Origin of the sequence: Actinosynnema sp. NPDC059335, from assembly GCF_042752395.1 — a bacterium.
In the GTDB taxonomy this organism is placed as follows: domain Bacteria; phylum Actinomycetota; class Actinomycetes; order Mycobacteriales; family Pseudonocardiaceae; genus Actinosynnema.
Window position 1 is genome coordinate 10,720 of the sequence record NZ_JBHYXZ010000078.1, and the last position, 14,395, is coordinate 25,114.

Consider the following 14,395-nt stretch of genomic DNA (forward strand, 5'->3'; position numbering starts at 1 on the left):
GGGCAGGGGGGGAATAAACCCAACGCGCGCCACCCCGGCGGGGCCGCACCGCGGGGGGGGGGGGGGGCGCCGGGGGGCCCCGCGCCCCGCGGCCCCGGGGCGCCCCCCGCGCCGGCTCAGAGCACCAGCCCGACCGACATGGTGAGGAACACCGCCGCGCACACCGCGTCCAGCGCCGTCGTCACGCCGGGGCGGCGCAGGGAGCCGGCGACCCGGGCCGCGGCGACCACGATCATCAGCTCCCACAGCGCGGCCAGGCCGAGGAACACGGCGGCGAGCACGCCGAGCTGGAGCGCGGGGTCGCCCGTGCCGATGAACTGCGGCAGGAACGCCAGCGAGAACAGCAGCATCTTCGGGTTCGTGATGTTGGTCAGGAACCCCTGCCGGAACGGCCGCGGCGCGACCGGCGCCACCTCGCCGCCGCCCGACCGCCGCACCAGCCCGCGCGTGATCGACACGGCGAGGTAGAGCAGGTACGCCGCGCCGATCCAGCGCAGCCCGGTCAGCACGGCGGGGTAGCGGGCGATCACCACGCCCAGGCCCGAGATGACCAGCGCCACCTGCACGAAGGCCGCGGTGTGGATGCCCGCCAGCGCCAGCAGCCCCGCCCGGGTGCCCGAGCGCATCGAGGTGCGCAGCAGCAGGAAGGCGTCCACGCCGGGGGTCAGCACGACCACCGCGCAGGCGATCAGGAACGCCGGCAGCTGGGTGAAGTCCAGGTGCATGGAAACCTCCCTCATGTTCCGGACAGATCGTCGGTGATCTGCCTCACTGGCCGTGAAATCTTCGGTTCCACTGGATCCTAACAACAGATTTTCCGGATCCCATCCCCGTATGACGCGCGAAGGCGCAGTCCGCTACGGTCTGTGCCCGTTCGGCCACACGACGCAAGAGGGGTGCTCCATGCGCATCAGCGCGCCGGTCTTCGCCGTGCTCGTGCTCGTCCTGTCGGCGCTGCCCGCGGACGCGATCGTGGGCGGCCGCGAGGCGGCCGCGGCGCCGTGGGTCGTGGCGCTGTTCGACCGGGGCGCCTTCTTCTGCGGCGGCGCGCTGGTGGCCCCGGACAAGGTGGTCACCGCCGCGCACTGCACCCGGTCGCGCACCGTGCTCGGGGACCGCGACCGGCTGCCCGCGGACCTCACCGCGGTCGCCGGCCGGGCCGACCTCGACACCGGCGGCGGCCGGGCGGTCGGCGTCACGGCCGTCTGGCGGCACCCGTCCTTCACCGAGGTCTCCGCCGGTCACGACGTGGCCACGCTCACCCTGGCCACCCCGCTGCCGTACCGGCCGATCGCCGTCGCCGCCGCCGCGCCCGGCCCGGCCACCGTGCACGGCTGGGGCCGCACCGGCGAGCTGAGCCCGCCGAGCAGGCGGCTGCGGGAGGTCGACGTGCCGATCCGCCCGGACGCCGAGTGCGCCGCCGCGATCCCCGGCTACCAGCCGGGCGGGATGCTGTGCGCGGGCTACCCGGAGGGCGGCAAGGACGCCTGCGAGGGCGACTCCGGCGGCCCGCTCACCGCGGCCGGGCGGCTCGTCGGCCTCGTGTCCTACGGCCGCGGCTGCGCCCGCCCCGGCGAACCCGGCGTCTACACCCGGCTGAGCCGGTACCAGGACCTGCTCTGACGCTGTGGTACCAAGGCGAGGTGCACTCACCCCGGTTCCCGGCGACGCTGCGCCGGCAGTGGTCGGCCGACCTGACCGCCGACCAGCTCTACGCCGTGCTCAAGCTGCGCGGCGAGGTGTTCGTGGTGGAGCAGGACTGCGCCTACCCGGACCTCGACGGGCGTGACCTGGAGCCGGGCACCCGGCACTTCTGGCTGGAGGCCGACGGCTCACCGGGACCGCGGGCGTACCTGAGGCTGCTGGAGGAGCCCGACGGCACGTTCCGCATCGGCCGGGTGTGCACCGCCCGCGCCGCCCGCGGCCGCGGCTACAGCCGCCGGCTGGTGGAGGCGGCGCTGGCGGAGGTCGGGCAGGCGACGTGCGTGCTGGACGCGCAGACCTACGTGGCCGACTTCTACGCGTCGTTCGGCTTCGAGCCGCAGGGCGCGGAGTTCATCGAGGACGGGATACCGCACCTGCGGATGCGCCGGTCTCCGTGATCACCCGCACGGCCCGGTCGAGGTCGCCCTCGGACAGGTCGGCCCGCGCGGTCAGGCGGAGCCGGGAGATCCCGTCCGGCACCGATGGCGGCCGGAAGCAGCCGACGACCACGCCCTGCGCGCGGCACGCCTCGGCCCAGCCGAACGCCGCCTCGGGCGACGGCGCCTGCACCGAGACGACGGCCGCGGTCGGCGTGCTCACCCGCAACCCCTTGTCCCGCAACCGGAACGCGAGGTCCTGGGCGACCTCCAGGGCCCGCGCGGGCCGGTCCGGCTCCTCCCGCAGCACCTTCAACGCGGCCAGCGCCGCCGCCGCGCTCGACGGCGCGAGCCCGGTGTCGAAGATGAACGTGCGCGCGGTGTCGACCAGGTGCCTGATCACCCGGCTCGGCCCGAGCACCGCGCCGCCCTGCGCGCCCAGCGACTTCGACAGCGTCACCGTCGTCACCACGTCGGGGGCCTTGGCCAGGCCCGCGGCGGGCACCGCGCCGCGCCCGCCGTCGCCCACCACGCCGAGGCCGTGCGCGTCGTCCACGACCAGCGCGGCGTCGTGCTCGCGGCAGGTCGCGGCCAGCTCCGCGAGCGGCGCGAGGTCGCCGTCGATGGAGAACACCGAGTCGGTCACCACCAGCGCCCGCCGCTTGCCGCGGGTGGCCAGGGCGTGCGCGACCTGGCCGACGTCGCAGTGCCCGGCGACCACGACGTCCGCCTTGGACAGCCGCGTGCCGTCGATCAGGGAGGCGTGGATGTGCTGGTCGGCCACGATCGCGGTGCCCGGACCGGACAACGCGGTCAGCGCGCCCAGGTTCGCCGCGTAGCCCGACGAGAACACCAGCGCCGACTGCGTGCCGCAGAAGTTCGCCAGCTCGTACTCCAGCTCCGTGTGCAGCTCGGTGGATCCGGTGACGAGCCGCGAGCCGGTGGAGCCCGCGCCCCAGCGCAGCGAGGCCGCCGCGGCCGCGCCGGTGACCCGCTTGTCGCGGGCCAGGCCGAGGTAGTCGTTCGACGCCAGGTCGAGGTCGGTCGAGTCGGCCGGGCGCGGCCGGACCCGGCGCGCCAGGCCGGCTTTCGCGCGGGCGTCGGCCCGCGTGTCGATCCAGTCGAACACCGACTCCCCTGTGCGCACGCTCACGCCGGCAGTGTCGCATCCGACGGCTACCGTGCCGGCGTGGACCTCTTCCGGCCGGAACCAGGCGACCTGCGCTCGTTGCGGGAGGAGGCGCCGGTCCACCGCGACGGGCGCACGGGGCTGTGGCTGGTCAGCCGCTACGACGACGTGCGCGCCGTGCTGGCGGACCCGCGCCGGTTCCGCCCGGACAACGCGTTGACCGCGGTGACCGGGATGCCGGGTTCGGTGCTGCGGGTGCTCGCCCGCGCCGGGTTCTCGCTGCCGCCGACGCTGGCCAACAACGGCACCGGCACGCACGCCGCGCTGCGCCGCCTGGTGGCCCGGTTCCTGACGCCGGCGCGGGTGGCGGCGACGGGCCCGCGGATCGCCGACCTGGCCGCCGAACGGCTGGACCGGCTCAGCGGTCGGGCCGACCTGCACCCGGCGCTGGCCCGCGACCTGCCCGCGATCGTGCTGCTGGAGGTCATGGGCATCCGGGACGTGGACGTCGACGCGCTCAAGGCGTGGAGCACGGCGTCGCTGGAGCTGTTCTGGGGTGACGTCACGGAGGAGCGGCAGCACGAGCTGGCCCGCCCGGCCGCCGAGTTCCACCGGTGGCTCACCGCGCGGATCAGGGCCGCCGACCCGGCCGACGACGACCTGTTCGGCGCGTTGCGGGCGGACGACGTGCCGATCCGGGACGCGGCCGGCCTCTGCTACTTCCTGTTGATCGCGGGCCAGGAGACGACGACCCAGCTGCTGTGCTCGGCGTTCCACGCGGTGCTGCGGGAGGAGGGCCTGTGGTCCCGGCTGGGCGAGCCGGGCGTGGCCGCCGCGTGCGTGGAGGAGGTGCTGCGGCGCGACCCGCCGGTGAGCACGTGGCGGCGCGTCACCGCCGAGCCGGTGACGCTGTCGGGCGTGGACGTCCCGGCGGGCGCGCCGCTGCTGCTGATGCTCGCGGGCAGCGGGTCGGACCCGGAGGTGTTCGCGGAGCCCGAGCGGTTCTGCCCGGCCCGGCCGAACGCGCGCCGGCACCTGGCGTTCGGCTTCGGCAGGCACTTCTGCCTCGGCGCGGGCCTCGCCCGGCTGGAGGCGGAGGTGGTGCTGCGGGAGACCGCGCGGCGGTTCCCGCGCCTGCGCCTGGCCTCCGCCGCGCCGCCGCCGATGCTGGGCCTGCTGTCGTTCCGCGCGCCGCTGAGCGTGGAGGTCGAGCTAGGGGACCAGCACGACCTTGCCGGTGGTGGCCCGGCCCTCCAGCAGTTCGTGGGCGCGGGCGGCGTCGGCCAGCGGTAGCGCCTCGCCCAGCACGGGGCGCAGCCCGAGGTCGAACACCCGCCGCACCACGTCGGGCGTGAGGGGGTTGCCGAACCCCAGCACGGCCACGCCCTTGCGGAACACGTCGGACGCCGTCACGTCCAGCGGCTCGCCGCTCGCGAATCCGAACACGGCCAGCCTGCCCACCCCGTCGCGCAGCAGCTCGAACGACTGCCGCCCGACCGCGCCGCCGACCGACGAGAACACCACGTCGACCGGCTCGACCCCGGCCGACCAGTCCGGCTCGCCGTAGTCGACGACCTCGTGCGCGCCCAGCTCGCGGGCCAGGTCGAGCTTCCGGCCGCCCCGCGCGGCGGCCACGACGGTCGCGCCCGCCCGTGCCGCGACCTGCACCAGCAGGCTGCCGACCCCGCCGCCCGCCGCCTCGACCAGCGCCCGCTCGCCCGCGGCGAGCCGGACCGCGTCCGCGGCCGTCACCGCCGTCGCGCCCTGCAGGTACAGCGCCAGCGCCTCGTGGTCGGACACGCCGTCGGGCACCTCGGTCGCGTCCTGCGGCAGCAGGGCCAGCTCGGCGTAGCCCTCGCCCAGCGCGAACCCGACCAGCCGCCGGCCGTCGGCGGCCACCCCGACCACCTCGCCGCCGAGCGCGCCGGGCGCGAGGTCGTACCAGGGCACCACCGCCGACGCCCGGCCCGAGCGGATGAGCGTCTCGCCGTAGTTGACGCCGATCGCCGTGACGCGGACCAGCACCTGGCCCGGACCCGGGACCGGGTCGGGCACCTCCCGCACCCCGAGCACGTCCGCCGGACCGAACTCGTCGAACCGCACTGCGCGCACCGCGCCTCCCACCACTCAAGCGGACCGTCGGTCCGTTTACGTCCGCTACGATACGGACCGCCGGTCCGGTTCTGTCAAGCGGCGGCGGAGGAGGTCCACGATGCGGAAGGACGCCGAGCGCAACCGCGCCGCGATCCTCGCCGCGGCCGCGCGCCTGATCGCCGAACGCGGGCCGGACGGGTTCTCGATGGACGACGTGGCGACCGCCGCCGGTGTGGGCAAGGGCACGGTCTTCCGCCGCTTCGGCGACCGCGACGGGCTCGTGCGGGCCGTCGTGGACGAGACCTCGCGCACGTGGCGGGAGCAGTCCCGGGCCCTGCTGGAGGCCGACGACGTGCCCGCGGACGAGAGGGTCGTCACGTTCGTGGCCACCCTGTTCGACCACGTGACGGCCTCGCTGCCGCTGGTGGCCGCGTTCGAGCGGGTGTCCTCGCGCAGCATCGCGTGCGACGCGAACGCCGAGCTGACCCGGCAGCGCCTAACCACCTTGATCGCCCAGGTCAGGCCGGGTGCGGACGCGGAGTTCCTGGCGCACGCGCTGCTGGCCCAGCTCCGCGCGGACACGCTCGGCCACCTGGTGCGCGAGTGCGGCCTGGGCGTGCCGCGGGTGCGGGCCGGTGTGATCTCGCTCGCGCGGGGCGTGCTGGCCGGGGACTTGGAGGCGGCCGGGCGAAGTGCGACGATGCCCAGGCTGTAGAGGGGGTGTGCGAGGAAGCCGGTGCGAATCCGGCGCGGTCCCGCCACTGTGACCGGACCGAGGAGCCGGGAGTCAGGAACTCGACCCCCGACTCGTAGACCGGACACGGGCGTGGACACCCGAGGAAGGACACCGCCGCATGGGCGCGCGTTTCCCCTTTTCCGCCGTCGTCGGCCACGACGACCTCCGCACGGCCCTCCTGCTCAACGCCGTGCACCCCGGTATCGGCGGGGTGCTCGTCCGCGGCGAGAAGGGGACCGCGAAGTCGACCGTGGTCCGCGCGCTCGCCGCGCTGCTGCCCGAGCTGGACGTGGCGCCGGGCTGCCGGTTCGGCTGCGACCCGGCCGCGCCGGCCGACTGCCCCGACGGGCCGCACGGCGGCGGCTCGGAACGCCGACCGGCCCGGCTGGTCGAGCTGCCGGTGGGCGCGACCGAGGACCGGCTGGTCGGCTCGCTCGACCTGGAGCGCGCGTTGACCGAGGGCGTCCGCGCCTACCAGCCCGGCCTGCTGGCCGCCGCGCACCGGGGCGTGCTCTACGTGGACGAGGTGAACCTGCTGCACGACCACCTCGTGGACCTGTTGCTCGACGCCGCCGCCATGGGCCGCGCGCACGTCGAGCGCGAAGGCGTGTCCGTGTCGCACGCCGCGTCGTTTCTCCTGGTCGGGACGATGAACCCGGAGGAGGGCGAGCTGCGCCCGCAGCTGCTCGATCGGTTCGGCCTCACGGTCGCGGTCCGCGCCTCCCGGGACGTGGCGACGCGCGCCGAGGTCGTGCGGCGGCGGCTGGCCTACGAGGCCGACCCGGAGGGGTTCGCCGCCCGCTGGGCCGAGGCGGACGCGGAGCTGGCCCGGCGGATCGTGGCCGCCCGCGACCGGCTGCCCGCGGTCGCGCTGCCGGACCCGGAGCTGCGCCGCATCGCCGCGATCTGCGCCGCGTTCGAGGTGGACGGGATGCGCGCGGACCTCGTGGTGGCCCGCGCCGCGACCGCGCACGCCGCCTGGCGGGGCGCGGACGAGGTGGCGGAGGAGGACGTGGAGGCCGCCGTCCGGCTCGCGCTGCCGCACCGCAGGCGCCGCGACCCGTTCGACGAGCCGGGCCTGGAGCAGGAGCAGCTCGACGACGCCCTCCGGCAGGGTTCCGAGGCCGCCCAAGAGCCGGAGGACGGCCCCGACGGCCCGGACGACGACGGAGGCGGCGGCGCGCCCCTGCCCGGCGAACCGCCGGAGTCCACTTCGGACGGTTCCGGTTCGGCCGAGCGGTCGCACGCCCCCGCGCCCGCGTTCCGCGCCCGGCTGTTGCAGGTCCCGGGCGTCGGCGAGGGCGCGCCGGGCAAGCGGTCCCGGGCCCGCGCCCGCACCGGCCGCGTGGTCCGCTCGTCCACTGTGGACGGAACGGGCCTGCACGTCGTCGGCACGCTCGGCGCGGCCGCGCCGCACCAGGCGGCCCGGGGACGCCGCGGCCCCGGCCTGGAGCTGCGCGCGTCCGACCTGCGGCTGTCGGTGCGCGAGGGCAAGGAGGGCAACCTCGTGCTGTTCGTGGTCGACGCGTCCGGCTCGATGGCGGCCCGGCAGCGGATGGCCGCGGTCGGCGGCGCGGTGATCTCCCTGCTCCGCGACGCCTACCAGCGGCGGGACAAGGTCGGCGTGGTCACGTTCCGCGGCCGGGAGGCGCAGGTGGCCCTGCCGCCGACCAACTCGGTGGACGCGGCGGCGGCCCGGCTGCGCGCCCTGCGCACCGGCGGCCGGACCCCGTTGGCCGACGGCCTGCTGCGCGCCCGCCGCGTGCTGGACGCCGAACGCGTCCGCGACCCGCGCCGCCGGCCGCTGCTGGTGCTGCTCACCGACGGCCGCGCGACCGCCGCCGGGACGGGCGGCGACCCGATGGGCGACGCGCTGCGCGCGGCCGGCCTGCTGGCCGCCGACCGGGTCGCGTCCGTCGTGGTCGACTGCGAGCACGGCCCGATCCGGCTCGGCCTGGCCGCCCGCGTCGCGTCCGCGCTCGGCGCGGCGTGCGTGCGCCTGGAGGAACTGTCCGCAGACCAGGTCGCCGGCGTCGTGCGCGCCGCCCGAGCCGCGTAGGAGCGTCGAAGTGCCCCAAGGACAACCGGCCGTCGTCCCCGCCGACGGCCTCACCACGCGCCAGCGCCGCAACCGGCCCCTGGTCGTGCTGCACACCGGCGAGATGAAGGGCAAGTCCACCGCCGCCTTCGGGCTCGCGCTGCGCGGCTGGAACCAGGGCTGGTCCATCGGCGTCTTCCAGTTCGTCAAGTCGGCCAAGTGGAAGGTCGGCGAGGAGTCGGCGTTCCGCGCCCTCGGCCGCCTGCACGAGCAGACCGGCGAAGGCGGGCCCGTCGAGTGGCACAAGATGGGCGAGGGCTGGTCCTGGACCCGCAAGCAGGGCACCGAGGAGGACCACGCCGCCGCCGCCCGCGAGGGCTGGTCGGAGATCGCCCGGCGGCTGCGCGCCGAGCGGCACGGCCTGTACGTGCTGGACGAGTTCACCTACCCGCTGCACTGGGGCTGGATCGACGTGGCCGAGGTGGTGGACGCCCTCGCCTCCCGGCCCGGCCACCAGCACGTGGTCATCACCGGGCGGCACGCGCCCGCCGCGCTCGTGGACGCCGCCGACCTGGTGGTGGAGATGACCAAGGTCAAGCACCCGATGGACGCGGGTCAGAAGGGCCAGAAGGGGATCGAGTGGTGAACCGGCTGGTGGTCGCCGCGCCCGCGTCGGGCAGCGGCAAGACCACCGTGGCCACCGGCCTGATGGCGGCGCTGCGGCGCGCGGGCGACCGGGTCGCGCCGTTCAAGGTCGGCCCCGACTACATCGACCCCGGCTACCACTCGGTGGCGACCGGCAGGCCGGGCCGCAACCTCGACCCCGTGATGGTCGGCGAGCACCGGGTGGCGAGCCTGTTCGCGCACGGCGCCCGCGGCTGCGACCTGGCCGTGGTCGAGGGCGTCATGGGGCTGTTCGACGGGCGGGTGGACACCGAGGGCGTCGGGTCCACCGCGCACGTGGCCAAGCTGCTGTCCGCGCCGGTGCTGTTCGTGGTCGACGCGCGCGGCCAGAGCCGCAGCCTCGCCGCCCTGCTCCACGGTTTCCGGGGCTACGACCCGACCGTGCGGCTCGGCGGCGTGGTGCTCAACCAGGTCGGCTCCGCCCGGCACGAGCACGTGCTGCGCGGCGCGTGCGCCGAGGTCGGGCTGGAGGTGCTGGGCGTGCTGCCGCGCGACGACCGGTTCGCGCTGCCGTCCCGGCACCTGGGCCTGGTCACGGCCGCCGAGCACGGACCCGCCGCGGTGGCCGCCGTGGACGCCATCGCGGACGCCGTCGCGCGCCACGTGGACCTCGACGCGGTGCGCAGGCTCGCCGCCGGCGCGCCCGCCCTGGCGGTGCCCGCCTGGGACCCGCGCGCCGAGGTCCGGCCGGTCGCCGGCGCGCCTGCGGTGGCCGTCGCGGGCGGCGCGGCGTTCACGTTCGGCTACGCCGAGCAGGTCGAGCTGCTGGCCGCGGCCGGCGCGGACGTCGTCGTGGTGGACCCGCTGCGGGACGAGGCGCTGCCCGCCGGCACGGCCGGTCTGGTGCTGCCCGGCGGTTTCCCCGAGCAGCACGCCGCCGAGCTGTCGGCCAACGAGGGGCTGCGCGCCGCCGTCGCCGCCCTGGCCCGCGCCGGCGCGCCGGTGCACGCCGAGTGCGGCGGCCTGCTGTACCTGGCGAAGTCGCTGGACGGCGCGCCGATGTGCGGCGTGATCGAGGCGGAGGGCGCGATGACGTCCCGGCTCACGCTCGGCTACCGCGACGCCGTCGCGCCGCAGGACTCCGTGCTGGCCCGCGCGGGTTCCCGGGTCACCGGGCACGAGTTCCACCGCACCGCGCTGAGCGTCCCGCACGGCGCGAAACCGGCCTGGCGGTGGCGCGGCCACGACCAGCGCCCTGTGGCCGAGGGTTTCGTCGTCGGCCGGGTCCACGCGTCGTACCTGCACACCCATCCCGCGTCCGCGCCGGAGGCCGTGACCCGCTTCGTGCGGGCCTGCGCGAGCGCGTCCGCGCGCTCCGAGGCCACTCGTTAGTGGATCGCGCTCGCGCGGTACGGTCCTTGCCCAGCAAGCCGGACACGTCGTGGGGAGCAGTTGTGATGACTGGTCGGGTCTCCTTCGTGGGCGCCGGTCCCGGCGCCGCCGATCTCATCACCGTGCGCGGCGCCAAGCGGATAGCCGAGGCCGACGTCGTGCTGTGGGCGCCCAGCGTGGTCGAGGCCGAGTGCGTGCGCGAGCACGCCCGGCCCGACGCGGAGCTGGTCGACTTCTCGCGCGTCACCGAGGCCGAGGTGGTCGAGGTGTACCGGCGCGCGTCGGCGGGCCGGCTGAAGGTCGTGCGGCTGCACGCGGGCGACCCGTCGCTGTGGGGCGGGCTGCGCGACCAGCAGGAGGCGTGCCGCCGGCTCGGCCTGGAGACCGACGTGGTGCCCGGGGTGTCGCAGGTGTCCGCCGCGGCGGCGTCCGTCGGCCGCGAACTGACCACTTCGGACGTCGCGCAGTCGCTGCTGCTGGTCGGGCCCGAGACCGCCGAGCACGTCGAGGAGTTCGCCGCGCACGGCACCACGATGGCGATCTCCGCGTCCGGCGCGCGGGCCGGCCTGCTGGTCGAGCGGCTGCGCGCGGGCGGCTACCCCGACGACACGCCGGTCGTGGTGGCCTACAAGGTCTCCCTGCCCGACGAGACGGTCGCGCACACCACGGTGGGCGAGCTGGAGGCGTGCGTGAAGGAGCACAAGCTCTACCGCACCACGCTGTTCCTGGTCGGCAAGGTGCTCGCGCAGCCCGCGCCGCGCCGCCGCTCCCCGGTGGTCGAGGGAGACGAGCCGGTGCGCCGGGCGCGGCCGTCGCGGTGGGCCCTGCGCGCGAACCGCCCGGTCGCGAAGCCGTCCGCCGAGTCGCCGTCGTCGGTCGCGGCGTGGTCGGCCGTGCACGAGTGGCAGGAGACCGCGCGCACCAAGCGCCCCGCCGCCGCCAAGCCGAAGCCCGAGCCGGTCGGCGAGCCGCTGCTGCACCTGATCGCCGACGGCCACGCCGGGGCCGACGAGCCCGGGGAGCACGCCGGGTCCGGGCAGGCCGGGCAGGCCGTGCCGCCGTCGGACGGGCAGGCGCCCGAGCCGGAGGCCAAGCCCAAGCCGAAGCCCGTGGTGGCCGCCGCCGCGAAGCGCAAGCCCGCCGCCGTGCAGGCCAGCACGACGCCCCGCAAGCCGGCCGCGCCGCGGGCCAAGAAGAACAAGCGCGTGAACTGACGTGGACGTCGTCGCGCTGCACCGCTTCGTCACCGAGGCCGGCCGGTCCTGGGCCGACGTGACGGTGGTGGACGCCGCGGCGTCGGGGCCGCGCCACGCGCTGAACGTGTGCCGGGCGCGGCCCGCCGTCGTCGTCTCCGGCGCCGACCCGGCCGAACTCGCCCGCGGGCTCGCCGGGTGGCGGCGCTCCCTGGTGGTGTCCTCCGCCGCCGGTCTGTCCACCGTGGACCCGGCGGACGCGGTGGCGCGCCGGTGGTCCGACCCGGGCCCGCTGCTGTGCCTGGCGGAGCAGGGCTTCGCGCCGGCGGGCGAGGGCTGGGCCCTGCCGGACGACGACTTCGCGCACCGCGACGGCATGGTGGCCGTGGCGGAGGTGCGGGCGCTGGTGCTGGCCCGGCTCGCGCCGCGCCCCGGCGTGCTGGTGTGGGACGTCGGCGCGGGCCCCGGCGCGATCGGCGTCGAGTGCGCGCGGCTGGGCGCGGCGGTCGTCGCGGTGGAGCGGGATCCGGTGCAGTGCGTGCGGATCATCGCCAACGCCTCCGCGCACGGCGTGGACGTGCGCGTGGTCGAGGCCGAGCTGGACCAGGCGGGCGAGCTGCCCCGGCCCGACGCGGTGTTCGTCGGCGGCGGCGGCCCGGACGTGGTGCGGCGGTGCGCGAAGTCCGGCGCGCGGCGGGTCGTGGTGGCGACCCCCGACCTGGACCGCGTCCTGCCCGCGCGGGACGCGTTGCTGGACGCCGGGTACGAGGTCGAGGGCAGCCAGGTCGCGGCGGCGCGGCTGACCGGCGGGACGTTGACGGCCACCAACCCGGTGACCGTGCTGTGGGGGGTGAAGCGGGCGTGATCGGGGTGTTCGCCGCCGGCGAGCGCGGTCGGCGGGCCGCGGTCGACCTGGCCGGGCTGCTGGGGCCGGACGCGGTGGTGCCGGACGGGCCGATCGGGCCCGCGTTGCGCGCGCTGTGGCCCAGGCTGGGGTCGGCGGTGTTCTTCCTCGGCACGGCGGCGACCGTGCGGCTGGTCGCGCCGCTGCTGCGCGACGAGCGCGCCGACCCCGGCGTGGTGTGCGTGGACGGCGGGTTCGCCGTGTCGCTGCTGGGCGGCGCGGACGCGTTGGCCGGCCGGATCGCCGACGTGCTGGGCGCGCAGGCCGTGACCACGTCCGCGGCGGCCGACTCGCCGCTGGACGAGCTGGTGGAGCTGCTGGACGCCGCGGTCGAGGGCGACCTGGCCGGGTGCGGCGAGGCGGTGCGGCTGGGCGAGCCGGTGGCGCTGGTCAACCCGCTCGGGTTCCCGCTGCCCGCGCTGCCGGACAACGTGGTGGGGCGCGAGCGCGGGACCGGGTGGACGGTCGTGGTGGACGACCGGGTGCCCCGGGGGCCGCGGAACGACCGCCTGGTGCGGATCGTGCCCCGCACGCTCGTGGTCGGCGTCGGGTCCGCCGCCGGGGTGCCGGCGGCCGCGGTGTCGGCGGCGTTGGCGCGGCTGGAGGAGGAGCACGGGCTGGACCCGCGCGCGGTGCGCGCATTCGCCACGCTGGACCGCAAGGTCGCCGAGCAGGGCATCGCCGACGCCCTGGAGGACTGGGGCTTCTGGCACGACTCGACCACCGCGCCGCTGCTGTCCTACCCCGGCGAGGAGCTGGCGGTGATCCCCGTGCCGAACCCGGCGGAGCTGGCGATCGGCATCCCCAGCGTGGCCGAGGCGGCGGCGTTGCGCGGTGCGATGGAGCTGTCCGGAGGCGGCCGGGTGGAGATGGCGGCGGAGAAGGTGAAGGGCGCGGGCGTGACCGTGGCCGCCGCCCGGGTGCTGCCGCGCGGCCGGTTGGCGCTGGTGGGCCTGGGCCCCGGCGACGCGGACGAGCGCACCCCGCGGGCCGAGGCCGAGCTGCGGCGGGCGTCGGTCGTGGTGGGCAGCGCCGAGTGCGTGGCGCAGGTGCGGCACCTCCTGCGGCCCGGCACGCGGGTCGCGGCGGACGGCGCGGTGCGGCTGGCGGAGGCGGGCGCGGCGGTGGCCTACGTGGAGGCGGGCGCGGGACCCGTTGTTGCCGGGCCGATTCGGGCGGATGTCGTCCGTGTGACGGGTGTCACTCGTCAACTGTGAAGTCCCGACGGACCGTCGAAAGGCGGTTGTCGCTTTCGTCGTCTTGGTCCTAGCTGGAGGTGCGCCCGTCCCGGGCGTCCCTGCACCGGAAGGATCGACATGGCGAAAACCCTGCGTCGCCTGGTCACCGCGATGGCCGCGGCCGTGGCCGCGATCGGTCTGCTGACCGTCGCGCCCGCGTCGGCCGGCGCCTCGTCCGACACCGGCGTGTCGCCGTACATCGTCGGCGGGTCGCGCGTGTCCACCAGCACCTACCCGTGGGTGGTCTACCTGGCCACCAGCACCGGCAGCCAGTTCTGCGGCGGCACGCTGGTCAAGGCCAACAAGGTCGTCACGGCCGCGCACTGCGTGAGCGGCCGGTCCGCGTCGAGCACCCGCGTGGTGCACGGCCGGGACGACAAGCAGAGCACGGCGGGCACGGTCGCCACGGTGAGCGGCATCTGGGTGCACCCCAGCTACCGGACCGCCAGCTCCGGCTACGACGTGGCGGTGCTGACCCTGGGCACCAGCATCAGCTCCACCTACCTGCCGCTGGCCACCCCGTCCGACACCGCGTTGTACGCGGCGAACACGAGCGCCCGGATCTACGGCTGGGGCACCACGTCGTCCGGCGGCTCGGCGTCGCGCTACCTGCTCGGCGCGACCGTGCCGGTGACGTCCGACGCGACCTGCCGCACGGCGTACTCGAACTACAGCAACACGTCCATGGTGTGCGCGGGCTACCCGCAGGGCGGCGTGGACACCTGCCAGGGCGACTCGGGCGGCCCGCTGGTCGCGGGCGGCAAGCTCATCGGCGCGACCTCGTTCGGCCGGGGCTGCGCGCTCGCGGGCTACCCGGGCGTGTACGCGCGGATCGCGTCGTACTACTCGGTGATCACGGCGCAGCTGTAACCGCCGCGACGTGCCCCCGACCCGGTGGATTAACGCGGCTGGGGCCCGTGCCCGGGTTAGATTGGGTGGCCATGGCCCTCTTATCGTGGGTCTCCG

At 76.4% G+C, this 14,395-nt stretch carries 14 protein-coding genes and 1 riboswitch; of the genes, 11 read left to right on the forward strand and 3 right to left on the reverse strand.

Annotated features, from left to right (window positions below):
* Nucleotides 1-116: 116 nt before the first annotated feature.
* Entirely contained in the window at nucleotides 117-725 is a 609-nt protein-coding gene (locus ACFXGA_RS23500) for a LysE family translocator (RefSeq protein WP_378091058.1), read from the reverse strand.
* Nucleotides 726-903: 178 nt separating this feature from the next.
* Here ACFXGA_RS23500 and ACFXGA_RS23505 point away from each other — a divergent pair, with 178 nt between their 5' ends.
* Both ACFXGA_RS23505 and ACFXGA_RS23510 read left to right on the forward strand, forming a co-directional pair.
* A complete protein-coding gene (locus ACFXGA_RS23505) occupies nucleotides 904-1,623 on the forward strand; it encodes a serine protease (RefSeq protein WP_378091060.1) in 720 nt (239 codons plus the stop codon).
* A 20-nt stretch (nucleotides 1,624-1,643) separates the two neighbouring features.
* Nucleotides 1,644-2,102: a GNAT family N-acetyltransferase gene (locus tag ACFXGA_RS23510; RefSeq protein WP_378091062.1), complete on the forward strand. Its 459-nt coding sequence runs from the start codon at nucleotides 1,644-1,646 to the stop codon at nucleotides 2,100-2,102.
* Here the strand turns inward: ACFXGA_RS23510 and ACFXGA_RS23515 are convergent.
* A complete protein-coding gene (locus tag ACFXGA_RS23515; RefSeq protein ID WP_378091064.1) occupies nucleotides 2,056-3,234 on the reverse strand; it encodes an 8-amino-7-oxononanoate synthase in 1,179 nt (392 codons plus the stop codon). The genes ACFXGA_RS23510 and ACFXGA_RS23515 overlap by 47 nt on opposite strands.
* A gap of 36 nt (nucleotides 3,235-3,270) precedes the next feature.
* Here ACFXGA_RS23515 and ACFXGA_RS23520 point away from each other — a divergent pair, with 36 nt between their 5' ends.
* Complete coding sequence (locus ACFXGA_RS23520) at nucleotides 3,271-4,503, forward strand: cytochrome P450 (protein ID WP_378091066.1); 1,233 nt, start codon at nucleotides 3,271-3,273, stop codon at nucleotides 4,501-4,503.
* Here the strand turns inward: ACFXGA_RS23520 and ACFXGA_RS23525 are convergent.
* Nucleotides 4,423-5,322: a zinc-binding alcohol dehydrogenase family protein gene (locus ACFXGA_RS23525; protein WP_378091068.1), complete on the reverse strand. Its 900-nt coding sequence runs from the start codon at nucleotides 5,320-5,322 to the stop codon at nucleotides 4,423-4,425. The two genes, ACFXGA_RS23520 and ACFXGA_RS23525, sit on opposite strands and share 81 nt — an antisense overlap.
* A gap of 100 nt (nucleotides 5,323-5,422) precedes the next feature.
* Between ACFXGA_RS23525 and ACFXGA_RS23530 the strand changes: the two genes are divergently transcribed.
* The 8 genes from ACFXGA_RS23530 to ACFXGA_RS23565 all read left to right on the forward strand — a co-directional run bounded on the left by ACFXGA_RS23530 (nucleotide 5,423) and on the right by ACFXGA_RS23565 (nucleotide 14,299).
* Entirely contained in the window at nucleotides 5,423-6,019 is a 597-nt protein-coding gene (locus tag ACFXGA_RS23530) for a TetR/AcrR family transcriptional regulator (RefSeq protein ID WP_378091070.1), read from the forward strand.
* Nucleotides 6,006-6,102: riboswitch (cobalamin riboswitch) on the forward strand. It overlaps the preceding gene by 14 nt.
* A gap of 56 nt (nucleotides 6,103-6,158) precedes the next feature.
* The gene (locus ACFXGA_RS23535) at nucleotides 6,159-8,099 is read left to right on the forward strand and encodes a putative cobaltochelatase (protein ID WP_378091072.1); all 1,941 of its coding nucleotides are present in this window, start codon (nucleotides 6,159-6,161) and stop codon (nucleotides 8,097-8,099) included.
* A gap of 10 nt (nucleotides 8,100-8,109) precedes the next feature.
* Nucleotides 8,110-8,724 carry a cob(I)yrinic acid a,c-diamide adenosyltransferase gene (gene cobO / locus ACFXGA_RS23540; RefSeq protein ID WP_378091074.1) on the forward strand — a complete coding sequence of 205 codons (615 nt, stop codon included), beginning with the start codon at nucleotides 8,110-8,112 and terminating at the stop codon, nucleotides 8,722-8,724.
* Nucleotides 8,721-10,094 carry a cobyrinate a,c-diamide synthase gene (locus ACFXGA_RS23545; RefSeq protein ID WP_378091076.1) on the forward strand — a complete coding sequence of 458 codons (1,374 nt, stop codon included), beginning with the start codon at nucleotides 8,721-8,723 and terminating at the stop codon, nucleotides 10,092-10,094. Before cobO ends, ACFXGA_RS23545 begins: the two co-directional genes overlap by 4 nt.
* 65 nt (nucleotides 10,095-10,159) lie before the next feature.
* Nucleotides 10,160-11,308, forward strand: coding sequence for an SAM-dependent methyltransferase (locus ACFXGA_RS23550; RefSeq protein WP_378091079.1), 1,149 nt, complete (start codon nucleotides 10,160-10,162; stop codon nucleotides 11,306-11,308).
* A gap of 1 nt (nucleotide 11,309) precedes the next feature.
* Nucleotides 11,310-12,152, forward strand: a complete 843-nt coding sequence (locus ACFXGA_RS23555) for a precorrin-6Y C5,15-methyltransferase (decarboxylating) subunit CbiT (protein ID WP_378091081.1) — start codon at nucleotides 11,310-11,312, stop codon at nucleotides 12,150-12,152.
* On the forward strand, nucleotides 12,149-13,408 hold the full coding sequence (locus ACFXGA_RS23560; protein ID WP_378091083.1) for a cobalamin biosynthesis protein: 1,260 nt from the start codon (nucleotides 12,149-12,151) through the stop codon (nucleotides 13,406-13,408). Before ACFXGA_RS23555 ends, ACFXGA_RS23560 begins: the two co-directional genes overlap by 4 nt.
* 99 nt (nucleotides 13,409-13,507) lie before the next feature.
* Nucleotides 13,508-14,299 carry a S1 family peptidase gene (locus tag ACFXGA_RS23565; protein WP_378091085.1) on the forward strand — a complete coding sequence of 264 codons (792 nt, stop codon included), beginning with the start codon at nucleotides 13,508-13,510 and terminating at the stop codon, nucleotides 14,297-14,299.
* Nucleotides 14,300-14,395 lie beyond the last annotated feature (96 nt).